Genomic DNA, 21,229 nt, shown 5'->3' on the forward strand with positions numbered 1-21,229 from the left:
TCGCTTCGATGCGTTCTGTGCCGGTCTGTCCGCTCGGGTGGGCTTCAGGCTAGCCCGTCCCGGTCGGGTACGCCCTGGTGGGCGGTCCGGACGGACTGCCTCCGCCGGGCGGGTGTCGCACCGGTACGCTGCCGTACGCCGTTTGAGGACCGCGCACGAGAGGCAGCCCCACCTGTGACCGCAATTCCCCAGGGCCGTTCCAGCAGAGCCCTGACGGTGGCCGCGATGTGCGCACTGGCCGTGACAGCGACGGGTCTGACGGGGTGCGGCAGCGAGGACCCGGACGCGGGCACGAACGGGGTGGGCAAGCTGTCCGCCGCCGTCATCCAGGCGAAGGCGAAGTCGGCGGCCGAGAAGGCGTCGACCGTGCGGCTCTCCGGGACCGTCGTCTCGGGCGGCACCACGTACACCCTCGACATGCGCCTCAAGTCCGACGGCGGCAGCGGTTCGGTCACCTCCAAGGGCGCCGGGTTCCGGCTGCTGCGGGTCGGCAGGCACCTCTTCCTCAAGGCGGACGCCGAGTTCTGGGCCCATGAGGACGGCGAGAGCGACGGCAAGCCGGCGGACACCGCGGCGGCGGGCAAGCTGGAGGGCATGTACGTGAAGGTGCCGACCGGCGACCCCGTGTACAAGCGCTTCAGCGGCTTCACCGACAAGGACGTCCTGCTCGACGGGCTGCTCGGTCTGCACGGCACCCTCGCCAAGGACGGACACCACGAGCAGGACGGCGTCCGCACGATCCGCATCTCCGGCGACAAGGGCGCGGGCGGCACCCTGGACGTCTCCCTCACGGGCACCCCGTACCCGGTCCTGCTCGGGCGGGCGGGCAACGCCGGCACCCTCCGGTTGACCGACTGGGGCAAGGACTTCCCGCTCGCGGAGCCGCCGAAGAAGGACACGGTCGACTACGGGCAGCAGCTCCCCTCGTCGTGACCCGGCCCGGCCCGCGTGCCGGGCGGGGTCATCCCTCTCCGGCCGGCGTTCCGGGCGGTCCGGCCCGGTCCGCGACCGGTGGCCGCCGGGCGACAGGCCCGGACAGGTCCTAGCCCCGCTTGCGCCGCTTCAGCAGGAGGCGGGGGAGCGCCGCCGGAACCGGGCGGCGGGTCGTCGCCGGGGTCGGCAGCGGCCGCTCGGCGAGCGAGCCCTCGGGCAGCCCGGCGGTCGCGCCCGTCGGTTCCAGGCGCACCACCCGGCATTCACGTGCCCAGCGCTCCGGCATGGCCTCGCCGTCCGGGGCGTTCAGCCGCTTGCCCTTGAGCTCCCCGACGGCCGCCTCCCACTCGGGGGTGCCCGCGGCGAGTTCCACGACCGTGCCGGACCAGGTGACGAGCCGCCCGCCCTTGTCCTTGCTGCGTACGGTGACTTCCGCGTGCCCTCCGTCGGTCAGCCCCGGCAGCGGCTGCTCGCCGGGCCCGTCGCCGACCAGGCAGGCCGCGCCGTCGTGCCACACGTGCCACAGCGCGCGGGTGGGCCCCTCCTCGCCCGGACCGGACGACGAGGGCGCGCCCGCGCCCCGCACCCAGATCAGCCCGGACTTCTTGGTGGCCTCCTCGACGAGGGCCTGGTCGAGCAGCTCTTGCGTCATGGGGCTCAGACTATCCAGCGCGCGCTACAGCCAGCCGTTGCGCTTCAGGATGCGGTGGATGGACAGACAGAGGCCGACCGTGATGCCCATGACCACCGGGTAGCCGTAGCGCGCGTGCAGCTCGGGCATGTGCTCGAAGTTCATGCCGTACACACCGCACACCATCGTCGGTACGGCGACGATGGCGGCCCACGAGGTGATCTTGCGCATGTCCTCGTTCTGCGCCACGGAGGCCTGGGCGAGGTTCGCCTGGAGGATCGAGTTGAGCAGTTCGTCGAAGCCGAGGACCTGCTCCTGCACGCGCGCGAGGTGGTCGGCGACGTCGCGGAAGTACTTCTGGATGTCGGGGTCGATCAGCCGCATCGGGCGCTCGCTCAGGAGCTGCATGGGCCGCAGCAGCGGCGACACCGCCCGCTTGAACTCCAGCACCTCGCGCTTGAGCTGGTAGATCTGCCCGGCGTCCGTACCGCGCGGGGTGCCCTTGCGGCCCGGCGAGAACACCTCGGTCTCGACCTCGTCGATGTCGTCCTGGACGGCGTCCGCGACCGCGATGTAGCCGTCGACGACATGGTCGGCGATCGCGTGCAGCACCGCCGAGGGGCCCTTGGCGAGCAGCTCGGGGTCGTCCTGGAGGCGGTGCCGCAGCGCGCGCAGCGAGCCCTGCCCGCCGTGCCGGACGGTGATGAAGAAGTCCCCGCCGGTGAAGCACATGACCTCGCCGGTCTCGACGATCTCGCTGGTCGCCGTCAGCCGGTCGTGCTCGACGTAGTGGATGGTCTTGAAGACGGTGAACAGGGAGTCGTCGTAGCGCTCCAGCTTGGGCCGCTGGTGGGCCTGGACGGCGTCCTCGACGGCCAGCGGGTGCAGCCCGAACTCGCGGGCGATACCGGCGAATTCGTCCTCGGTGGGCTCGTGCAGACCGATCCACGCGAAGCCGCCGTCGCGCCGTACCTGCCGCATGGCCTCCTGCGGCGTGAGCGGTACGCGCGTGTCGACGCGGGCACCGTCGCGGTAGACGGCGCAGTCGACCACGGCCGACGGAGTGGCGGGGTCACGGGTGGTGTCGTACGAGCCACTGTCCTTGCGCAGGGACGGGCGGGGGCGGACCGCGGCACGCAGGTCACGGATCATCGACATGGCAGGCTCCTTCTCGCAACGGAGGCGGCCGGCGACGGTTGGAACTACCCGGAATGGGGACGTCCTGACTGCGGATGTTTGGTACGTCCACAAAGCGGGGAGCACCGCACCGTCGTGTTGGCAGCTTCGCTGTTGATTCAGATCAGGCAGATCAGGGGTTCAGATCGGACAGATCAGGCGGAAACGAAGCGCTCTTCCGTAGTGCACCGGGCAACGCTGACACGTGTGCACGTGATTGCGGGAGGCGGCAGCCGGCAGGGCTGAGAAACCCGGTGGAACCAGCTACGAACTCAGCGACAGGAAGAGCGGGTGGTACTGCACGATCGACTTCGATCCATTGCAGCCCCACCTCCTCCGGTCGGTCCCCCGTGAGGGACGGTCCATCCCCCGAAGGGGAGTCTGTCTCCCTCCGAAGGGGAGTCAGATCAGTCTCAGTGCGTCGGAGTCGGGGAGCAACTCCCGCAGTGCCGATGAGGGCCTGGGGGCCCTCAGTCATGCACTGCTCCGACCAGCGGCCAAGAGTATCAGCGCACCGATACGTCAAGGCCCCGCTTTGCGCGTTGTTGACCGGGGTCCGGTGCGCCGTGGCGGAATTGACGCGGCCTATGCTCGGTTCATGGCTGATGTTCTTCCTCTGGTCGAGGCCCGTTTGCGCTCAGCGCTGGGCGAACCCGACGCGCGGGCCGCGGTCACCTTCCTGGGCACCGACCGTATCGAGGTGCTGCGCTTCACCGAGGGCGACATCGTGCGCTACGCCACGCTCGGCATGTCGGCCCAGCCGATGGCGGACCCCACCGCCGTGCTCGCCGATCCGGTGAAGGGCCCGCGCGCCGAGCTGGTGCTCTCGGTCCGCCCGTCCGGGGCCGACACCGACAAGGTGCTCCGCCCGCTGGCCGTGCTCGCCGCCTCTCCCCAGGTCGAGGGTCTGATCGTGGCCCCGGGCGCCTCGCTCGACGTGGGTGAACCCCTGTGGCCCGGGGCGCCGTTCACCTCCGTCCTGGTCGCCGAGGCCGGTGGCCTGGTGGAGGACCTGGAGCTGGACGCTCCCGCCGACCCCGTACATTTCCTGCCGCTGCTCCCCATGACGCCCAACGAGGCCGCCTGGAAGCGCGTCCACGGCGCCGGCGCCCTCCAGGAGCGCTGGCTGAACGGCGGAACGGACCTGCGCGATCCGCTGCGCAGGTCCGTCGCCCTGGACTGACCCGTCACGGGACGCCGGGTGTGGCGGGCCGTCAAGTCCCGCTCTCCGGCGTCGAGTCCCGATCCGGTCCGTCGAGTCCCCCGTCACATCACTGTCTCGACCGCTCAGTTGGCGAAGACGGTGACGCCGTCCTCGGTGGCGTGGACCGGCTCCAGCTCCTCGGCTTTCCTGGTGAGCGCGTCACGCCGTACGTAGACCACCACCGCGCCCAGCAGCGCGGTGACCGCGGCGACCACGAACGGGACGCGGATGTTGCTCCACTCCTCGATCTTCGGGGCGAAGTACGGCGCCGCGGCGGCCGCGAACCAGCGCACGAAGTTGTAGCCGGCGCTCGCCACCGGGCGCGGGGCGTCGGAGACCCCGAGCGCCAGTTCCGTGTAGACGGTGTTGTTCACGCCGATGAACGCGCCGGACAGGATCGTGCAGACGATCGCGGTGGTGTGGTCGCCGTAGCCGAGGACGAGCACGTCGGCGGCGAGCAGCACCAGGGAGCCGCCCAGCACCTTCAGCGAGCCGAACCGCGCCTGCATCCGGGGCGCCACGATCACCGAGAAGACCGCGAGCAGCAGACCCCAGCAGAAGAACACCGCGCCGGATTTGTACGGTGTCATGTTCAGTACGAACGGGGTGAAGGCCAGCACGGTGAAGAACGTGTAGTTGTAGAAGAACGCGGAGGCCGCGGCGGAGGCGAGACCGCCGTGGCCGAGGGCGCGCAGCGGGTCGAGCAGTGAGGTCCTGCGCGCGGGCTTCGGCTGCTCCTTCAGGAACGCCGTGATGCACAGGAAGCCGACCGCCATCAGGAAGGCGGTGCCGAAGAACGGGTAGCGCCAGCTCGCGTTGCCGAGCAGGGCGCCGAGCAGCGGCCCGCAGGCCATGCCGAGACCCAGCGCGGACTCGTACAGCAGGATCGCGGCGGCGCTGCCGCCGGCCGCCGCGCCGACGATGACGGCGAGGGCGGTGGAGACGAACAGTGCGTTGCCAAGCCCCCAGCCGGCCCGGAAGCCGACGAGCTCGCCGACCGACCCCGAGGTGCCGGCGAGGCCGGCGAAGACCACCACGAGCGCAAGGCCGAGCAGGAGGGTCTTCCTGCCGCCGATCCGGCTGGAGACGAAGCCGGTCAGCAGCATCGCCACGGCGGTGATCAGGAAGTACGAGGTGAAGAGCAGGGACACCTGGCCGGCGGTGGCGTCCAGTCCCCGGGCGATGGACGGCAGGATCGGGTCGACGAGTCCGATGCCCATGAAGGCGACGACGGACGCTCCGGCGGTCGCCCAGACGGCCCTCGGCTGACGCAGGATGCCACCCGCGCCCGCGTCGAACGTGTCGCCCGTCGCGGGGCCTTCCGTGCTGTTGATCATGCCCGCTCCCTCACTGTGCGCCGACTGGATCGTTGGCTTATACACACAATAAGTTAGGTGAGCTAATAAATGCAAGATGCACGTAGTTTTTGGCGTGGCCGGGCCATGCCGGACGGGTGATCGTCCTTGACGCGGGCAAGGACGGGGAGGACCGTTGGGCCCTATGAGGGGCGAACCCAGTTGCCCGAAGTGTGGTGGCCGGGTCAGGGCTCCCGGCCTCTTTGCCGATTCCTGGCAGTGCGATGTGCACGGCACGGTGCATCCGCTGCAGCCCGTGATCCCGCCCAGCGTCGAGGCCCTCGGTGTGGTCGTGCACCGTGCCCGGGTGCCGGTGTGGATGCCGTGGCCCCTGCCGGTCGGCTGGCTGTTCACCGGAGCGGCGTTCGCGGGGGACGACCGCAGCGGGGGCAGGGCCACCGTCATCGCCTGCTCGGGGCCGGGGCCGCTGGGCGGCATGGGCGAGCTGATCCTCGTCGCCGAGGAACTGGGTGTCGGCCTCGGCGCGCGGTACGCGGGCATGGACGGCCCCGACCCCGGCCCGTACATGAGCGTCGAGAAACCGCCTCAGGCGAAGGTCCTCGCGGCCGGCCGGCCCACCCCGCTGTGGCATGTCTCCGGCTCTCCCGACGACCGCGCCGTGTTCGCGGGCGAGGCGCGGGGGCTGTGGCTGTGGGCGGTCGTGTGGCCCGAGCAGACCGGACTGCTGATGTACGACGAGCTGGTGCTGACGGACCTGCGCGACGCGGGCGCCGAGGTCGACCTGCTGCCGTGCGGAGCGCTGTCGCCGCGCATTCTGGAGCCCTAGGCCGCGTCCTCGGCGTCTCGCCCGCCCGGCGACGTCCTTCGGGCGGACGGCGCGACTTCGCGGACGTGACCTGACGCCGTGCCCCGCGGCGCCCGGCCAGGGCGTGTCCGGAAGGCCTGTCCGGACGGTGTGGAGTGTAGGGGGTGCTCCCCAGGTGCGGGTGTGACAGTGGGGGGTCGGTTCCCGCTATCCTTGAGCGTCCCGCCCGTTCCGTCACCGCCTGGAGTCCGCGTAGTGCGTATCGACCTGCACGCCCACTCCACCGCCTCCGACGGTACGGACACCCCGGCCGAGCTGGTGCGCAACGCCGCCACCGCCGGTCTGGACGTCGTCGCGCTGACCGACCACGACACCACGCGCGGCTATGCCGAGGCGGTCGCCGCGCTGTCCGAGGGGCTCACCCTCGTCACCGGCGCCGAACTCTCCTGCCGGATCGACGGCATCAGCATGCACATGCTGGCCTACCTCTTCGACCCCGAGGACGCGGCCCTGCTCGCCGAGCGCGAGCTGGTGCGGGACGACCGGGTGCCGCGGGCCCAGGGGATGGTCATCCGACTCCAGGAGCTCGGCGTGCCGATCACCTGGGAGCAGGTGGCGCGCATCGCGGGCGACGGATCGGTCGGCCGCCCGCACGTCGCCTCCGCGCTCGTCGAGCTGGGCGTCGTCGGCAGCGTCTCCGACGCCTTCACCGAGCGGTGGCTGGCCGACGGGGGCCGCGCCTACGTCCCCAAGCACGAGACCGATCCCTTCGAGGCGATCCGACTCGTCAAGGGGGCCGGAGGCGTCACCGTCTTCGCCCACCCCGCCGCCGCCAAGCGGGGCCGGACCGTGCCGGAATCGGTCATCGCGGAGCTGGCCGTCGCGGGCCTCGACGGCATCGAGGTCGACCACATGGACCACGAGCCGGCCACCCGGGCGCGGCTGCGCGGTCTGGCCTCCGAACTGGGGCTGCTGGCCACGGGCTCGTCCGACTACCACGGCAGCCGCAAGACCTGCGTACTCGGGGAGTTCACGACCGACCCCGAGGTCTACGGGGAGATCACCCGCCGCGCCACCGGGGCGTTCCCGGTACCGGGCGCGGGCGGAGCGGCCTGACTTCCCGGACTCTCCGCGCCACGCGGGCCCGGCGGAGCCGCCCCTGATCACGGCCGTGTGTCCACGGCCGTGCCGACGGGCCGGTGTCGTCGGGACCGGCCCGTGAGGCCCGTACGAACCGGGCCGGTGCCGTAAGGCTCCTGGCGCGCCCTCTGCCGCTACCCGACCGCCGCGTTGCGTGCGTACCCGACGCCCGCGCCCGGTCCGGCGGGAGGTCACGTGCGTCCCGGCGTGCCGTCCGGCCGCGTCCCGGTGAACCGGTCGTGTCTCGGGGCCCCGGCTCCGACCGCCCGGGTCGCGCCGCCCGGTCGGCCCGCAGGGCCGGTCACGCCGCCCCGTTCCCCACGGGACCGGTCGTGCCCCCTGTACCGCGCCGCGGGACCGGTTGTACCCCCCGTTCCGCGCCGCGGGACGACTGCCCTAAACGGTGGCCGGAAGACCCGCCCACCCTCCTCCCACCACCTCGCAAGGCTGTCCTCACCATGTTCGACGTCGCCGTCTTCGGCTCCCTCTTCCTCACGCTCTTCGTCATCATGGATCCCCCCGGGATCACCCCGATCTTCCTGGCGCTCACCGCCGGCCGGCCCGCCCGGGTGCAGCGGCGGATGGCCGTCCAGGCGGTCTGCGTCGCCGGTGGTGTCATCACCGTCTTCGGGCTCCTCGGGCACCAGATCCTGGACTATCTGCACGTCTCCGTGCCCGCGCTGATGATCGCGGGCGGACTGCTGCTCCTGCTCATCGCGCTCGACCTGCTCACCGGCAAGACGGACGAGCCGAAGCAGACCAAGGACGTCAACGTCGCCCTCGTCCCCCTCGGGATGCCGCTGCTCGCCGGGCCCGGCGCGATCGTGTCCGTGATCCTCGCGGTGCAGAAGGCCGACTCGGTCGCCACCCAGGTCTCCGTGTGGACCGCGATCCTCGCGATCCACGTCGTGCTGTGGGTCGTGATGCGTTACTCGCTGCTGATCATCCGCGTCATCAAGGACGGCGGAGTGGTCCTGGTGACCCGGCTCGCGGGCATGATGCTCTCCGCCATCGCGGTGCAGCAGATCATCAACGGCGTCACCCAGGTGATCCGGGGAGGCTGACGGCCCCGGCGTCGCCCGCACGCGGCGCCGCGTCACCCACGCACGCAGCGCCGCGTCACTCACGCGCGGAGCCCCGCACGGCATCGCCGTGCGGGGCTCCGAAGTCTGTGAAGCGTCTGCTTGTCCGCTACGCCCTTCGCTTCCACGAGGCGCTTTCCGCGCGTCCTCGTGCGGCGAAGCGGACGGTCGTCGTCGTTACGAGGCGGTTGTGGCGGCCGGGCGGATCCACAGTCGCTGCCCGATGGCGGCGGCCTGCTGAACGATCCGATTGACGGAGGCGGCGTCCACGACAGTGCTGTCCACGGGCGTGCCGTCGACATCGTCGAGTCGCATGATTTCGAAGCGCATGGGCTTCTCCCTTCGTCTGGTCATCCTCCTGAGGAGAACTACTTGAGTGTGTGGCGAGCGAGGCATCTCTGCACTCGCTCACGTAGGGAGTCAACGGGGTGCGTGTTACAAACATTCCCTACGCTAAGGAAATTTTTCGAGAACCTAATTACCGGCGGGTAGTCCGGGTGGCGGAGACCGAACGGCGCCGGTTGTGTTCGCAGCGTGACCGCCGGGACAATGGCAAACGATGAACGACGACCACGCGGCTCTGGCCGCCCGCATCGACCGTACGAACGAGCTGTTGCAGCGCATGCTCGCCGAGGTCGCGAAGACTCCCTCCACCCACGCGATCTTCGTCGACGCCGGATATCTGTACGCGGCCGCGGGGCGCCTCGTCGCCGGCACGGAGGACCGCCGTTCGTTCGACCTGGACACCGAGGGCCTCATCGAGGCGCTCATCGACCGGGCCCGCACGATCTTCGCCGACAGCCGCCTGCTGCGCGTCTACTGGTACGACGGCGCACGGCGCCGCATCCACACGGCGGAACAGCAGTCCATCGCCGAACTCCCGGACGTGAAGGTCCGGTTGGGCAACCTGAACGCCAACAACCAGCAGAAGGGCGTCGATTCACTCATCCGCTCGGACCTGGAGTCCCTCGCCCGGCACCGCGCCATCAGTGACGCGGCCCTGCTCGGTGGGGACGAGGACCTCGTCTCCGCGGTCGAGGCGGCGCAGGGTTACGGCGCCCGGGTCCACCTCTGGGGCATCGAGGCGCCCGAGGGCGGCAACCAGGCCGAGCCGCTGCTCTGGGAGGTCGACAGCCAGCGCACGCTCGACCTCGACTTCTTCAAGCCGTATGTGGCCAGGAGGACCGCCCAGTCGTACGACCCGACGGCGGCGGTCCGGCCCACGCGGGAGGACGTGCGCTTCGTGGGCGCCCAGATCGCCGCGAAGTGGCTGGCCGCCCGCGGGCGTGAGTCCCTGGCCGAGCTGCTGCCCGGGCACCCGTATCTGCCCGGCTCGGTCGACCAGGACCTGCTGGTCGAGGCGGAGGGCCTGCTCCAGTACTCCCTGCGCGGCCAGTCGGACCTGCGCCGCGCCCTGCGGGACGGCTTCTGGGAGCACCTTCAGGGGCAGTACTAGCCGACGCGGCCGGGAGCCGGCCGACGGCGCCGGGATCGGGATCGGTGCCGGTCGATGGTGCCGGGAGTGACGTCAGCCCGTACTGCCGGGAATGGCGTCAACCCATACCTCAGGGTGTGGCGTCGGCCCGTACCTCCGGGTGTGGCGTCGGCCCGTACCTCCGGGTGTGGCGTCGGCCCGTACCTCCGGGTGTGGCGTCAGTCCGCGTCGCCGGGGGCGCTCGTGGGCCGCGTGCCGTCCCAGAAGGCGGCCAGGGCGTGGGCGGTCTCCATCGGCTGGTCGGCGTTCGGGGAGTGTTCCGCGCCCTCCACGACCGTGCGGCGCGCGTCCAGCCGTACGGCCATCGCGTCCAGCAGGGCGACCGGCCAGGTGTCGTCACGCTCGCCCGACAGCACATGCTTGGGGAGCGGGACGGCGGCCAGTTCGGCGACCCGGTCGGGCTCCTCGCAGAGCTGGCGGCCCGTGGCGACGAGCTGGGCGGGACTGTTGCCGAGCCAGCGGCGGCGCAGGTCGGCGAGGTCGTCGAGCCCCGCGTCCAGCTCGCCCGTGTCGGTCTCCTCGGGCGACTCCATCGCCTGGATGGCCTCCCACACCTCGGCCATGCTCATCACGGCCAGCGCGTCCCGCAGCAGCTTGACGCGCTGCTGCTGTGCCGTGGAGATCTGCGCGGGGCCGGAGGCCATGAGCGTCAGGGACACGAACGGCGACGGGTCGGTCAGCACCGCGGCACGCGCTATCTGCCCGCCGAGCGAGTGCCCCACGAGGTGCACCGGAGTGCCGACGGCGGCGGCCTGCGCGAGGACGTCCTGCGCCAACTCGTCCTGCGCGTAAGCGGTTTCGTCGTCCCGCGGCCCCTCGGTCTCGAACTGTCCGCGCCCGTCCACGGCCACCGTCCGGTAGCCCGCCGCCGCCAACGGCGCGTGCAGCGCGATGAAGTCCTCCTTGCTCCCGGTGAATCCCGGCAGCAGCAGGGCGGTCCCCTTGGACCGTCCCTCCGGCGCGGCGTCGAGCACGGCGAATTCGCCGCGAGGGGTGGACAACCGGTACGCGCGGACACCGGCGGGCGGGACGAATGTGTAGGGCCTGCTCATGCGGAGGAGGCTATCGGGCGTCGGCGACGGCCGCCCGACGGGTGCGTTGCCCCCGGGCCGGTCCCCGGTGAAGTCCGCCGTGGGCCGGCGGGCGGGGCGGAACCGGGAAACGCCGACGGCCCGGCCCCACCGGATGGGGGACCGGGCCGTCGGACGAGAGATCAGCTCTCCGTGGGCTCCGTGGCGACAGCCTTGCGGGTGCGTCGGCGCGTGGCGGGCTTGGCCTCCGTGGCTTCGGCGGCCTGGGCCGGGATCTCGGCGTCGGCGACGGCCTTGCGGGTCCGGCGGCGCACGGGCTTGGCCTCGGTCGCCTCGGCGGCCTCGGTGGTGTCCGTGGCCGTGGTCGCGGCCTTGGCGCGGGTGCGCCGCGGCTTGGTGACCGTTTCGGTGACCTCGGTCGCGGGGGCCTCGACGGTGTCGACGGCGGCCTCCGCGGCCTTGCGGGTCCGGCGCCGCGCGGGCTTGGCCTCGGTCGCCTCGGCGACCTCGGTGACCGTTTCGGCGGCGGGTGCCGTCTCGACGGTCTTGCGGGTCCTGCGACGGGCCGGGGCCTCGGCGACGACCTCGGCGGCGACGCTCTCGACCACGGCCTCGGCGGCGGTCACCACCGCCTCCGCCGTCTCGACGGCCGTCGTGGCGCTCTTGCGGCTCCGTCGACGGCGCGGCGCGGCCGGCTCGTCGGTGACACCCTCGGCCGTCGCCACGGCGGATTCCGCGGCCTCGGTCACGGGGGCGGCGGCAAGTGCCTCGCCCGCTCCGGCGCGCGTCCGCCGACGGCGGCGCGGCGTACGGGGCTCGGAGCTCTCGACGGACGCGGGCGACTCCGTGGCCGCCGGAGCGGCCGTGGACGCGGGCGCCTCCTCCGAGGACGCACCGCTGCGCGTACGACGGCGCTGGCGGGGCGTGCGCGGCGCGCGCTCACGCTCGGTGGACGACGGCGCGGCCGAACGGCCACCGCGGCCACGCGGACCGCCACGACCACCGGTCTCGCCCAGGTCCTCGACCTCTTCGGCCGCGAGCCCGGCGCGGGTGCGCTCGGAACGCGGCAGGACACCCTTGGTGCCGGCCGGGATGCTGAGCTCCTCGTAGAAGTGGGGAGAGGTCGAGTACGTCTCCGGCGGAGCCGGGAAACCGAGGTCCAGCGCCTTGTTGATGAGCTGCCAGCGCGGGATGTCGTCCCAGTCGACGAGGGTGATCGCGATGCCCTTGGCGCCCGCGCGGCCGGTGCGGCCGATGCGGTGCAGGTACGTCTTCTCGTCCTCGGGGGACTGGTAGTTGATGACGTGGGTGACACCCTCGACATCGATACCGCGCGCGGCGACGTCGGTGCAGACGAGGACGTCGACCTTGCCGTTGCGGAAGGCGCGCAGCGCCTGCTCGCGGGCACCCTGGCCGAGGTCGCCGTGGACCGCGCCGGAGGCGAAGCCGCGCTGCTGGAGCTGGTCGGCGAGGTCCGCCGCCGTCCGCTTGGTGCGGCAGAAGACCATCGCGAGACCGCGGCCGTCGGCCTGCAGTATGCGCGAGACCATCTCCGGCTTGTCCATGTTGTGCGCGCGGTACACGAACTGCTTCGTGTTCGCGACCGTCGCGCCCGAGTCGTCCGGCGCGGCGGCGCGGATGTGGGTCGGCTGCGACATGTAGCGGCGCGCGAGACCGATGACGGCGCCCGGCATGGTCGCCGAGAACAGCATCGTCTGACGGCGGGCCGGCAGCATGTTCATGATCTTCTCGACGTCGGGCAGGAAGCCCAGGTCGAGCATCTCGTCGGCCTCGTCGAGGACGAGGGCCTTGATGTGCTTGAGGTTGAGCTTCTTCTGGCCCGCGAGGTCCAGCAAGCGGCCCGGGGTGCCGACGATGACGTCGACGCCCTTCTTCAGGGCCTCCACCTGGGGCTCGTACGCCCGGCCGCCGTAGATGGCCAGAACGCGTACGTTGCGGACCTTGCCCGCGGTCAGCAGGTCGTTGGTCACCTGGGTGCACAGCTCGCGCGTCGGGACGACGACGAGGGCCTGCGGGGCGTCGGTGAGCTGCTCGGGCTTGGCCCGGCCGGCCTCGACGTCCGCGGGGACGGTGACGCGCTCCAGGAGCGGAAGGCCGAAGCCCAGCGTCTTGCCGGTGCCGGTCTTGGCCTGGCCGATGACGTCGGTGCCGGAAAGGGCGACCGGGAGCGTCATCTCCTGGATGGGGAAGGGGTTGACGATGCCGACGGCCTCAAGGGCCTCGGCGGTCTCAGGGAGGATTCCGAGCTCTCGGAAAGTCGTAGTCAGGGTGCTGCCTCTTCTGTGTGCGCGGTACGAGGCGAACGCGGGGGTCGTGTCGGGACCGTGCCGGGGACGTCGGCCGCTCTTGACGGGCGGGCCGGGTGGCATGGGACCACTGCCGACGCTCGAGCTCTCGTGCCGCTGAGGGTTCCCTCCGGATGTCGTACGCAATGTGCCGTACCGACGAGGAGGGCTGTCGGGTCGGAGCCGATCGGGCCACCGACCGGGCATCCTCATTCGTGCGGCCCGTCGAATACTCGCCGGGCGCATTACCACCATACCCCGGATTCGCGCACATGCGATGGCCGATTTGGTCACGTAGTCGTCGTCACACAGGTTGACCAGGGACTTCCCTCGTGCTGTGAGCGGGCTATTGTGCGCTTCATGACGACGCCTGACAACGCCGCTGAGAAGCCCGCCGAGACCACCGCCGACACCGCTCCCACGGCAACCGGAATCGCCGCGCAGAACTGGGAGACGGCCGCGGCCGAGCCCCAGTACCGCGCCGCGGTCGTGGACCTGCTCGGAGCGCTCGCGTACGGCGAGCTCGCGGCGTTCGAGCGGCTCGCGGAGGACGCCAAGCTGGCGCCCACGCTCAGCGACAAGGCGGAGCTGGCGAAGATGGCGTCCGCCGAGTTCCACCACTTCGAGCAGCTGCGGGACCGGCTCGCCGCGATCGGCGCGGAGCCGACGCAGGCGATGGAGCCCTTCGTCGCCGCGCTCGACGGCTTCCACCGGCAGACGGCCCCCTCGGACTGGCTGGAGGGGCTCGTCAAGGCGTACGTCGGCGACTCGATCGCCAGCGACTTCTACCGTGAGGTCGCGGCCCGCCTCGACTCGGACACCCGCGGGCTCGTCCTCGGCGTCCTCGACGACACCGGGCACGCCGGTTTCGCCATCGAGAAGGTGCGCGCCGCGATCGACGCCGACCCGCGCGTGGGGGGCCGGCTCGCGCTCTGGGCGCGCCGGCTGATGGGCGAGGCCCTGTCCCAGTCGCAGCGCGTGGTCGCCGACCGCGACGCCCTGTCGACGATGCTCGTGGGCGGCGTGGCGGACGGATTCGACCTCGCGGAGGTCGGCCGGATGTTCTCCCGGATCACCGAGGCGCACACCAAGCGGATGGCCGCGCTGGGCCTGGCGGCTTAGGGCCTCAGGCGGCCCGGACGCCGAGAGCCTCGCCACCCGGAGACCTGTTCGTCCCGCCGCCTACGCGCGCGGTTCACGGTCGCGGGACCGAGGCCTTCGCAGCGGCTTACGCGGTCGCCGAGCGGCGTCGAAAACGCTCCTCGGGGCGCAGCAGCAACGACAGCAGCGCCGCCGAGACGGCCACCGCGCCGAGGAGGATGGCCAGGAAGTGGCCGGAGCTCAGTGCCGTGTGCGTCAGGAAGGCACCGAACAGGGCTCCCACCACGCCGGTCGACAGGACCAGACTGCGGGACGGCAACCGGTGGGGCAGGCGGTACGAGGCCGCCCATGCCAGCGCGAGACCGATCAGCGCGGAGCCGAACGCTTCCAAGAACATGGTGGGGTCCCTCCCGCACGGCCGGTGCAAATCGGTCGTAGCCGGTCCTACCCCCGACGTTCGGAACGCAATCCTCCTCCGGGCCCGGCATGTGCTCCATCTGCGGAGGGTGACGGAGCGGAAGCGAGCGTGCGCCGGGCGCGAGGGGCGGCGCGGACCCGGCGGGACGTGCGTACGGGAAGGGCCCGGTGACGAGGTCACCGGGCCCTTCCCGTACTGCTGCGTGGCTCAGTCGCCCTACAGGGCGCTGAATCCGACCTTGCGCTGCGTGGGCTCGCCGAGCTCCACGTACGCCAGCCGGTCGGCCGGAACCAGGACCTTGCGGCCGTGGTCGTCCACGAGGCTCAGGAGCTGCGACTTGCCGGCCAGCGCCTCGGACACCGCGCGCTCGACCTCTTCCGGGGTCTGACCGCTCTCCAGAACGATCTCGCGGGGCGCGTGCTGCACGCCGATCTTGACCTCCACGGCTTTGTCCCTCCGACGGTCAGTCATGTGCGCGTTCGTACGCGCCGTACGCAGCACACATTAGCCCGGCGAGGGGACGCGCACGCTCCGCCCGGGAACGCCAGGAGCGAACAGCCGACGGGAACAAAGAAGCGGCCGGGGCGCGCCCCGGCCGCTTCCTCCGCGTCGGTGTTCCGACGGCCCGGCGGTCCGGCCGGTCCGGCGGATCAGTTGTGGTCGATGCCGTGCAGCGGGAATCCCGCGATGCCCCGCCAGGCGAGCGAGGTCAGAAGCTGGACCGCCTGGTCGCGCGGGACGCTGCGGTCGCTGTGCAGCCAGGAACGGGCCACCACCTGGGCCAGGCCCCCGAGGCCCGAGGCCAGGAGCATCGACTCCGCGCGAGAGAGACCCGTGTCCTCGGCGATGACGTCACAGATCGCCTCGGCGCACTCGTGCGTCACCTTGTCGACCCGCTCGCGCACCGCCGGCTCGTTGGTCAGGTCGGACTCGAAGACCAGCCGGAACGCGCCGCCGTCGTCCTCCACGTACGCGAAGTAGGCGTCCATCGTGGCGCGGACGCGCAGCTTGTTGTCCGAGGTCGACGCGAGCGCCGCCCGTACCGCCAGAAGCAGGGACTCGCAGTGCTGGTCGAGCAGGGCGAGGTACAGATCGAGCTTGCCCGGGAAGTGCTGGTAGAGAACCGGCTTGCTGACGCCCGCCCGCTCGGCGATGTCGTCCATGGCGGCCGAGTGATATCCCTGCGCAACGAAAACTTCCTGGGCGGCGCCGAGGAGCTGGTTGCGCCGGGCACGGCGCGGCAGGCGAGTGCCCCGCGGGCGTGCTGCCTCTGTCTGCTCGATGGCTGTCACGCCGCCTCCCAATCTTGTCCACGTGCGGTGTGCGCCGCGTCGCCATCGTACTTTTCGGTAACCCTGCTGTGTGCGGTGCGAGCGCAGAATTTCATGGACCGGACCCCGGCCGGGACGGCGCACAGTGTGCCGAAGGGGACGAGCTGGGCATCCGGGCGCCGCGCCGGCCCTGATCAGCGCCGTCTCAGCGCCGTCGGGTCACCCGTGGACACCGGCTCGCGGAGGGACGCCGATCCGCCTGTGGGCGACGGTCACCTGTAGTCGTCCTCGTTCAGCCGGACGACCCGGGACTGCTCGGCCAGATCGGCGTCGTCGGCGTTGAGGCGGTCGCCCGGGGGTTCCGGGTCGACGTCGTCCGCGGGGTCCAGCTCGGCGGACTGCTCTGCGGCGTCGGCCTCGGGGGCCTCCGCGTCGGGAATCTCCCGGAACTGGTCGTCGAACGTTCCGGGGTCTGTCGGGTCGACTGTCATGGTTCCTCTTCCCGAACGGTACGAGTGCGCTCCTGTGTGCCGGACGAGTGCCCTCGTTCGAAGCCTAGGAGACACGCGATCCGGACGCTATGCGATCCACCCGCGATCTGTGACGGCGAACACATGAGCCCCGGCGTGATCGTCTCGTAACATTGCGGCATGTCTTCGACCGAACTTCCTTCCGCGCCGGCCGCGAGTCTCACGCCGAGGGTCGGCGCCGTCAGGGTCGCGGACGGGGAGAGACTGCGATCGGTCGGGCTGCCCGGCATCACCCTGACGATCCGGTCGAGGCCACCGGTCCGCGAGGGACTTCCGCCCGCGCTGCACGTGCACGGTCTGGGCGGCTCCTCGCAGAACTGGTCGGCGCTGATGTCCGAGCTCGACGGGCTCGTGGAGAGCGAGGCCCTCGATCTGCCGGGCTTCGGCGACTCGCCGCCGCCGGACGACGGCGACTACTCGGTCACCGGACACGCGCGCGCGGTCATCCGGTATCTCGACGCGTCCGGACGCGGGCCAGTACATCTTTTCGGCAATTCCCTCGGTGGAGCCGTCACGACGCGCGTCGCGGCGGTGCGGCCGGATCTCGTCCGGACGCTCACGCTGGTGTCCCCCGCGCTGCCCGAGATCCGGGCCCAGCGCACCGCCTGGCCGACCGCGCTGCTCGCTCTGCCCGGGGTGGCGGGACTGTTCACGAGACTCACCAAGGAATGGAGCGCTGAGCAGCGCGTACGGGGGGTGCTGGCCCTCTGTTACGGCGACCCCGGCATCGTCACTCCCGAGGGGTTCCGCCACGCCGTCGAGGAGATGGAACGGCGGCTCGCCCTGCCCTACTTCTGGGACGCCATGGCACGCTCCGCGCGCGGTGTCGTGAACGCCTACACACTCGGCGGGCAGCACGGATTGTGGCGTCAGGCCGAACGGGTGCTCGCCCCGACGCTCCTGGTCTACGGCGGCCGGGACCAACTTGTCGGCTACCGTATGGCCCAGCGCGCGGCCCGTGCCTTCCGCGACTCCCGGCTGCTGTCCCTGCCGGAGGCGGGGCACGTCGCCATGATGGAGTATCCGGGGACGGTCGCCACCGCCTTCCGTGAACTCCTGGCGGATCTGGAGGAGTTGACCTCTTCGGTGGCAGTCGGCGTGGAGAGCTGAGGCGGGAAGTGGGACGACACAGTCGTCGGGGGCGGGCCGGCAAGACGGACACCGCGCAGACGCGAGCGGTTCCGGCGGAGGAGGCGGCACCCGCGCCGGCACCGGGCCCGGACGGCGCCCGTCGTGCGACGACACGCCCACCCGGATCCCTGGGCCCCTACCCGCCCGCGAACGGCACCGCGCGGCAGAGCGCACCGCGCTTCCCCGACGGGACCCCGGCGCACGGTGTTCCCCGTTTCCAGGGCGGCGCGCCGGCGCAGGGCGGGCCGCGTCTTCCCGAGGGGACTCCGGCGCACGGTTTCCCGCGGGTGGTGGACGGCACTCCCGTGCGTGGGGTGCCGCGTTACGCCGACGGGACCCCGGCGCACGGCGTTCCCCGTTTCCAGGGCGGCGCCCCGGCGCTGGGCGGGCCGCGTTTCCCCGAGGGGACTCCGGCGCACGGAACCCCGCGGCTTCCCGACGGGACCCCCGCCCATGGAATGCCGCAGGTGCGGGGCGGGCATCCCGAGCAGCATGAACAGGGCGGCGGCTGGGGGCAGTCCGGGGCCGGTGGGGCTTCCCAGGGCGCGCCCGCCGGGGCGCGGGTGCCCCGGCAGCGCCAGCAGGCGGTGGCGGGACCCCGGCAGGCCTACGTCGACGCGTTCGACCTCGACGAGGGGCCGGACCGCGGCGCGGCGCGGCGGAGGGCCGGCTCGCGTGCCGGGCTCGACGACTCCGCCGACTGGAGCGCCCGCTCCACCGACACCGATGACCGCCCGCTGCCGGAGACCGGGGACCAGGGCGAGGGCAAGGCCCGCAAGGGATGGGCGTTCACCGGGATCGCGGCGGCAGCCGTCACCACCGTGCTGGCCGTCGTCGTGGCCGGACAGATGGCCACGGGAGGGCACGAAGCCGACGCGCGGGCGCAGACCGCCGACAGCGGCGGCCGGACGACCCAGGACTCCGCCTCGCGCGGCGACGACCGGCCGACCCAGTCGGGGCAGCCGCAGGTGGCCGCGGCGCCCCTGACGTACGACCAGCAGATGGCCAGGACGTACCCGCTCGGGGCGAAGCTCAAGGCGTCGGGGAAGTTCGCCGCGGTGCCCGGAGTCGCCAAGGCGCCCGGCAAGGGACACAAGTACACCTACCGCGTCGACATCGAGCAGGGCCTCGATCTCGACGGCGCGCTCTTCGCCGACGCCGTGCAGAAGACCCTGAACGACAAACGGAGCTGGGCGCACGGCGGCGCCCGGACCTTCGAGCGGATCGATTCCGGCGACGCGGACTTCGTCATCACGCTGGCGAGTCCCGGCACCACCGCCGAGTGGTGCGCCAAGTCCGGGCTCGACACCACGGAGGACAACGTGTCGTGCGACTCGGCGTCCACCGAGCGCGTCATGATCAACGCGTACCGCTGGGCCCAGGGCTCCAAGACCTACGGTTTCGGTGACGAGATCCACGCCTACCGGCAGATGCTGATCAATCACGAGGTCGGCCACCGGCTCGGATACGGCCACGTCACCTGTGAGAAGGACGGCGATCTCGCCCCGGTCATGCAGCAGCAGACCAAGTTCCTCGACCACGACGGAATTCACTGCCGACCCAACCCCTGGCCCTTTCCCGCGAGTTGACGGAAAGCGCACACATCGCTTTGACATGCGGAAAAAGATCGTTCATATTTTCCGCATGTCCTCCCGTCACGCCTCCGTTCGCGCCGCCATCGAGCTGGCGCTCATCGGCGTGACCGCGCTCTGCGTGGCCGACATCCACTGTTGCTGACGCCCGCCCCAGGCGAGTGCGTCGCTTTCCTTTCCGTCTTGTTCCCGTGCGCCGCTGAACCTCAGCGGTTCCGCGCGCCCGTGCCCCTTTCGGTCCGGTCGGACTCCGACGCCTGACGCCCTGGGCGAGCTCTGCGCTCCGCCGTCTCACTCCGTGTCATTCCGTCTCAGTATTCGAGTCATCCGAGAGGTCGTCTTTCCGATGCGTCAACCGTCCGTCACAGCGCGCCGCGTGGCCGCGGCATCCGTCAGCCTGATCGTGGCAGCGGGCGCCGCCGCCTGCGGGCCGAAGGACAACGATGCCAAGAGCTCCGGTGGCGACGCGAAGCCCCACAAGGGCGGCACCCTCACCGTCCTGAACCGGAACCCGCAGGACGACTTCGACCCCGCGCGGCTGTACACCTCCGGCGGCGGCAACGTGCCCTCGCTCGTCTTCCGGACGCTCACCACCCGCAACCGCGAGAACGGGGCGGCCGGCGCCGAGGTCGTCCCCGACCTCGCCACGGACACCGGGCGTCCGAGCGAGAACGCGACCGTGTGGACGTACACCCTGAAGAAGGGCCTCAAGTACGAGGACGGAACCGCGATCACCTCCGCCGACATCAAGTACGGCATCGAGCGCTCCTTCGCGGCCGAGCTCTCCGGAGGCGCCCCCTACCTGCGCGACTGGCTGATCGGCGGCGCCGACTACCAGGGTCCCTACAAGGACAAGAAGGGCCTCGACTCGATCGAGACGCCGGACGATCTGACCATCGTCTTCCACCTGAACAAGCCCGAGGGCGAGTTCCCCTACCTGGCCACGCAGACCCAGTTCGCGCCCGTCCCGAAGACCAAGGACACCGGCACGAAGTACGAGGAGCACCCGGTCTCCTCGGGTCCGTACAAGGTCGTCAAGAACGAGAACGACGGTGAGCGCCTCACCCTGGAGCGCAACACCCACTGGTCCGCCTCGACGGACGCCGAGCGCAAGGCCTACCCGGACAAGATCGACGTGCGGTCCGGTCTCGACTCCTCCGTGATCAACCAGCGGCTGTCCTCCTCCCAGGGCACGGACGCCGCCGCCGTCACCACGGACACCAACCTCGGCCCGGCCGAGCTCGCCAAGGTGACCGGGGACAAGGCACTGGCCTCGCGCGTCGGCACCGGGCACTTCGGCTACACGAACTACCTCGCCTTCAACCCGAAGGTGAAGCCGTTCGACAACCCGAAGGTGCGCCAGGCGATCTCGTACGCCGTCGACCGCACCTCGGTGGTCAACGCGGCGGGCGGCTCGTCCCTCGCCGAGGCGGCGACGACGTACCTGCCGAACCAGAAGTCCTTCGGCTACACGCCCTACGACCTCTTCCCGGCGGGCGCCTCCGGCAACGCGGCCAAGGCCAAGGAACTCCTCGCGCAGGCCGGTTACAAGGACGGTCTGAGCATCACGCTCACCCATTCCAACAGCAAGGACTTCGAGACCAGCCCCGAGATAGCGACCGCGATCCAGGACGCTCTCAAGAAGGCCGGCATCACGGTCAAGCTCCAGGGTCTGGAGGAGAACGACTACAGCGACAAGATCACCACCGCCAGGACCGAGCCGGGCCTCTTCCTCGCCCACTGGGGTGCCGACTGGCCCTCCGGCGGCCCCTTCCTGGCCCCGATCTTCGACGGCCGGCAGATCGTCAAGGACGGCGCCAACTTCAACACCGGCTTCCTCGACGACAAGTCCGTCAATGACGAGATCGACGCGATCAACAAGTTGACCGATCTTGACGAGGCCGCCAAGCGCTGGGGCGCACTGGACAAGAAGATCGGCGAGCAGGCGCTGACCGTGCCGCTGTTCCACCCCGTCTACAAGCGCCTGTACGGCGAGGGCGTCAAGAACATCGTGATCAGCGACTGGACCGGCGTTCTGGACATCTCCCAGGTCGCGGTGAAGTAGCC

General features: G+C 71.3%; 21 protein-coding genes. 11 read left to right on the forward strand and 10 right to left on the reverse strand.

Translation table 11 applies throughout. The features are described from left to right. Positions 1–174 precede the first annotated feature (174 nt). The gene (locus ACIQ7M_RS16315; RefSeq protein WP_355769937.1) at positions 175–933 is read left to right on the forward strand and encodes a hypothetical protein; all 759 of its coding nucleotides are present in this window, start codon (positions 175–177) and stop codon (positions 931–933) included. Positions 934–1,042: 109 nt separating this feature from the next. Here ACIQ7M_RS16315 and ACIQ7M_RS16320 read toward each other — a convergent pair whose 3' ends face one another. After that, positions 1,043–1,585, reverse strand: coding sequence for a hypothetical protein (locus tag ACIQ7M_RS16320; protein ID WP_403644288.1), 543 nt, complete (start codon positions 1,583–1,585; stop codon positions 1,043–1,045). Positions 1,586–1,609: 24 nt separating this feature from the next. After that, positions 1,610–2,722, reverse strand: coding sequence for a magnesium and cobalt transport protein CorA (locus ACIQ7M_RS16325; RefSeq protein WP_355769932.1), 1,113 nt, complete (start codon positions 2,720–2,722; stop codon positions 1,610–1,612). A 616-nt stretch (positions 2,723–3,338) separates the two neighbouring features. Between ACIQ7M_RS16325 and ACIQ7M_RS16330 the strand changes: the two genes are divergently transcribed. After that, positions 3,339–3,923 (forward strand): suppressor of fused domain protein, encoded by a 585-nt coding sequence (locus tag ACIQ7M_RS16330; RefSeq protein ID WP_403644291.1) that lies wholly within the window; start codon positions 3,339–3,341, stop codon positions 3,921–3,923. Between the two features lie 104 nt (positions 3,924–4,027). On the opposite strand, the gene ACIQ7M_RS16335 is transcribed toward ACIQ7M_RS16330, so the two are convergent. Continuing rightward, positions 4,028–5,281 carry an MFS transporter gene (locus ACIQ7M_RS16335; protein ID WP_403644294.1) on the reverse strand — a complete coding sequence of 418 codons (1,254 nt, stop codon included), beginning with the start codon at positions 5,279–5,281 and terminating at the stop codon, positions 4,028–4,030. A 163-nt stretch (positions 5,282–5,444) separates the two neighbouring features. Here ACIQ7M_RS16335 and ACIQ7M_RS16340 point away from each other — a divergent pair, with 163 nt between their 5' ends. From ACIQ7M_RS16340 to ACIQ7M_RS16350, 3 genes are all read left to right on the forward strand, one after another. Next, positions 5,445–6,086 carry a DUF6758 family protein gene (locus tag ACIQ7M_RS16340; protein ID WP_326785665.1) on the forward strand — a complete coding sequence of 214 codons (642 nt, stop codon included), beginning with the start codon at positions 5,445–5,447 and terminating at the stop codon, positions 6,084–6,086. Between the two features lie 234 nt (positions 6,087–6,320). Continuing rightward, positions 6,321–7,181, forward strand: coding sequence for a PHP domain-containing protein (locus ACIQ7M_RS16345; RefSeq protein ID WP_403644297.1), 861 nt, complete (start codon positions 6,321–6,323; stop codon positions 7,179–7,181). Positions 7,182–7,663: 482 nt separating this feature from the next. Further along, entirely contained in the window at positions 7,664–8,269 is a 606-nt protein-coding gene (locus ACIQ7M_RS16350) for a MarC family protein (RefSeq protein ID WP_326785663.1), read from the forward strand. Positions 8,270–8,464: 195 nt separating this feature from the next. On the opposite strand, the gene ACIQ7M_RS16355 is transcribed toward ACIQ7M_RS16350, so the two are convergent. Further along, on the reverse strand, positions 8,465–8,617 hold the full coding sequence (locus tag ACIQ7M_RS16355; protein WP_355769920.1) for a hypothetical protein: 153 nt from the start codon (positions 8,615–8,617) through the stop codon (positions 8,465–8,467). Between the two features lie 229 nt (positions 8,618–8,846). Between ACIQ7M_RS16355 and ACIQ7M_RS16360 the strand changes: the two genes are divergently transcribed. Then, the gene (locus tag ACIQ7M_RS16360; protein WP_355769917.1) at positions 8,847–9,743 is read left to right on the forward strand and encodes an NYN domain-containing protein; all 897 of its coding nucleotides are present in this window, start codon (positions 8,847–8,849) and stop codon (positions 9,741–9,743) included. A 197-nt stretch (positions 9,744–9,940) separates the two neighbouring features. On the opposite strand, the gene ACIQ7M_RS16365 is transcribed toward ACIQ7M_RS16360, so the two are convergent. Beyond that, the gene (locus ACIQ7M_RS16365; protein WP_403644302.1) at positions 9,941–10,834 is read right to left on the reverse strand and encodes an alpha/beta fold hydrolase; all 894 of its coding nucleotides are present in this window, start codon (positions 10,832–10,834) and stop codon (positions 9,941–9,943) included. A gap of 161 nt (positions 10,835–10,995) precedes the next feature. Next, on the reverse strand, positions 10,996–13,008 hold the full coding sequence (locus tag ACIQ7M_RS16370; protein ID WP_403644305.1) for a DEAD/DEAH box helicase: 2,013 nt from the start codon (positions 13,006–13,008) through the stop codon (positions 10,996–10,998). Between the two features lie 471 nt (positions 13,009–13,479). Between ACIQ7M_RS16370 and ACIQ7M_RS16375 the strand changes: the two genes are divergently transcribed. Continuing rightward, positions 13,480–14,241 (forward strand): ferritin-like fold-containing protein, encoded by a 762-nt coding sequence (locus ACIQ7M_RS16375; protein WP_403644308.1) that lies wholly within the window; start codon positions 13,480–13,482, stop codon positions 14,239–14,241. A 106-nt stretch (positions 14,242–14,347) separates the two neighbouring features. Here ACIQ7M_RS16375 and ACIQ7M_RS16380 read toward each other — a convergent pair whose 3' ends face one another. The 4 genes from ACIQ7M_RS16380 to ACIQ7M_RS16395 all read right to left on the reverse strand — a co-directional run bounded on the left by ACIQ7M_RS16380 (position 14,348) and on the right by ACIQ7M_RS16395 (position 16,400). Further along, the gene (locus ACIQ7M_RS16380; RefSeq protein ID WP_403644311.1) at positions 14,348–14,617 is read right to left on the reverse strand and encodes a hypothetical protein; all 270 of its coding nucleotides are present in this window, start codon (positions 14,615–14,617) and stop codon (positions 14,348–14,350) included. 237 nt (positions 14,618–14,854) lie between these two features. After that, the gene (locus ACIQ7M_RS16385) at positions 14,855–15,082 is read right to left on the reverse strand and encodes a DUF3107 domain-containing protein (protein WP_028801993.1); all 228 of its coding nucleotides are present in this window, start codon (positions 15,080–15,082) and stop codon (positions 14,855–14,857) included. Positions 15,083–15,288: 206 nt separating this feature from the next. After that, complete coding sequence (locus ACIQ7M_RS16390; RefSeq protein WP_355775122.1) at positions 15,289–15,930, reverse strand: TetR/AcrR family transcriptional regulator; 642 nt, start codon at positions 15,928–15,930, stop codon at positions 15,289–15,291. Between the two features lie 251 nt (positions 15,931–16,181). Then, positions 16,182–16,400 (reverse strand): hypothetical protein, encoded by a 219-nt coding sequence (locus ACIQ7M_RS16395; protein ID WP_355775120.1) that lies wholly within the window; start codon positions 16,398–16,400, stop codon positions 16,182–16,184. A gap of 159 nt (positions 16,401–16,559) precedes the next feature. Here ACIQ7M_RS16395 and ACIQ7M_RS16400 point away from each other — a divergent pair, with 159 nt between their 5' ends. From ACIQ7M_RS16400 to ACIQ7M_RS16415, 4 genes are all read left to right on the forward strand, one after another. After that, on the forward strand, positions 16,560–17,549 hold the full coding sequence (locus ACIQ7M_RS16400) for an alpha/beta fold hydrolase (protein WP_403644315.1): 990 nt from the start codon (positions 16,560–16,562) through the stop codon (positions 17,547–17,549). 8 nt (positions 17,550–17,557) lie between these two features. Beyond that, positions 17,558–19,159, forward strand: a complete 1,602-nt coding sequence (locus tag ACIQ7M_RS16405) for a DUF3152 domain-containing protein (protein ID WP_403644318.1) — start codon at positions 17,558–17,560, stop codon at positions 19,157–19,159. Between the two features lie 55 nt (positions 19,160–19,214). Beyond that, positions 19,215–19,307: an Ms4533A family Cys-rich leader peptide gene (locus ACIQ7M_RS16410; RefSeq protein ID WP_318658278.1), complete on the forward strand. Its 93-nt coding sequence runs from the start codon at positions 19,215–19,217 to the stop codon at positions 19,305–19,307. 201 nt (positions 19,308–19,508) lie between these two features. Next, a complete protein-coding gene (locus tag ACIQ7M_RS16415; protein WP_403644321.1) occupies positions 19,509–21,227 on the forward strand; it encodes an ABC transporter substrate-binding protein in 1,719 nt (572 codons plus the stop codon). Positions 21,228–21,229 lie beyond the last annotated feature (2 nt).

The organism is Streptomyces sp. NPDC096324, assembly GCF_044763015.1.
In the GTDB taxonomy this organism is placed as follows: domain Bacteria; phylum Actinomycetota; class Actinomycetes; order Streptomycetales; family Streptomycetaceae; genus Streptomyces.

What these genes read in the sequence shown, in the direction of transcription:
- ACIQ7M_RS16320 (WP_403644288.1), bottom strand. Translation starts at nt 1,585, where the DNA reads ATGACGCAAGAGCTGCTCGACCAGGCCCTCGTCGAGGAGGCCACCAAG.
- ACIQ7M_RS16325 (WP_355769932.1), bottom strand. Translation starts at nt 2,722, where the DNA reads ATGTCGATGATCCGTGACCTGCGTGCCGCGGTCCGCCCCCGCCCGTCC.
- ACIQ7M_RS16330 (WP_403644291.1), top strand. Translation starts at nt 3,339, where the DNA reads ATGGCTGATGTTCTTCCTCTGGTCGAGGCCCGTTTGCGCTCAGCGCTG.
- ACIQ7M_RS16335 (WP_403644294.1), bottom strand. Translation starts at nt 5,281, where the DNA reads ATGATCAACAGCACGGAAGGCCCCGCGACGGGCGACACGTTCGACGCG.
- ACIQ7M_RS16340 (WP_326785665.1), top strand. Translation starts at nt 5,445, where the DNA reads ATGAGGGGCGAACCCAGTTGCCCGAAGTGTGGTGGCCGGGTCAGGGCT.
- ACIQ7M_RS16350 (WP_326785663.1), top strand. Translation starts at nt 7,664, where the DNA reads ATGTTCGACGTCGCCGTCTTCGGCTCCCTCTTCCTCACGCTCTTCGTC.
- ACIQ7M_RS16355 (WP_355769920.1), bottom strand. Translation starts at nt 8,617, where the DNA reads ATGCGCTTCGAAATCATGCGACTCGACGATGTCGACGGCACGCCCGTG.
- ACIQ7M_RS16360 (WP_355769917.1), top strand. Translation starts at nt 8,847, where the DNA reads ATGAACGACGACCACGCGGCTCTGGCCGCCCGCATCGACCGTACGAAC.
- ACIQ7M_RS16365 (WP_403644302.1), bottom strand. Translation starts at nt 10,834, where the DNA reads ATGAGCAGGCCCTACACATTCGTCCCGCCCGCCGGTGTCCGCGCGTAC.
- ACIQ7M_RS16370 (WP_403644305.1), bottom strand. Translation starts at nt 13,008, where the DNA reads ATGACGCTCCCGGTCGCCCTTTCCGGCACCGACGTCATCGGCCAGGCC.
- ACIQ7M_RS16375 (WP_403644308.1), top strand. Translation starts at nt 13,480, where the DNA reads ATGACGACGCCTGACAACGCCGCTGAGAAGCCCGCCGAGACCACCGCC.
- ACIQ7M_RS16380 (WP_403644311.1), bottom strand. Translation starts at nt 14,617, where the DNA reads ATGTTCTTGGAAGCGTTCGGCTCCGCGCTGATCGGTCTCGCGCTGGCA.
- ACIQ7M_RS16395 (WP_355775120.1), bottom strand. Translation starts at nt 16,400, where the DNA reads ATGACAGTCGACCCGACAGACCCCGGAACGTTCGACGACCAGTTCCGG.
- ACIQ7M_RS16400 (WP_403644315.1), top strand. Translation starts at nt 16,560, where the DNA reads ATGTCTTCGACCGAACTTCCTTCCGCGCCGGCCGCGAGTCTCACGCCG.
- ACIQ7M_RS16410 (WP_318658278.1), top strand. Translation starts at nt 19,215, where the DNA reads ATGTCCTCCCGTCACGCCTCCGTTCGCGCCGCCATCGAGCTGGCGCTC.
- ACIQ7M_RS16415 (WP_403644321.1), top strand. Translation starts at nt 19,509, where the DNA reads ATGCGTCAACCGTCCGTCACAGCGCGCCGCGTGGCCGCGGCATCCGTC.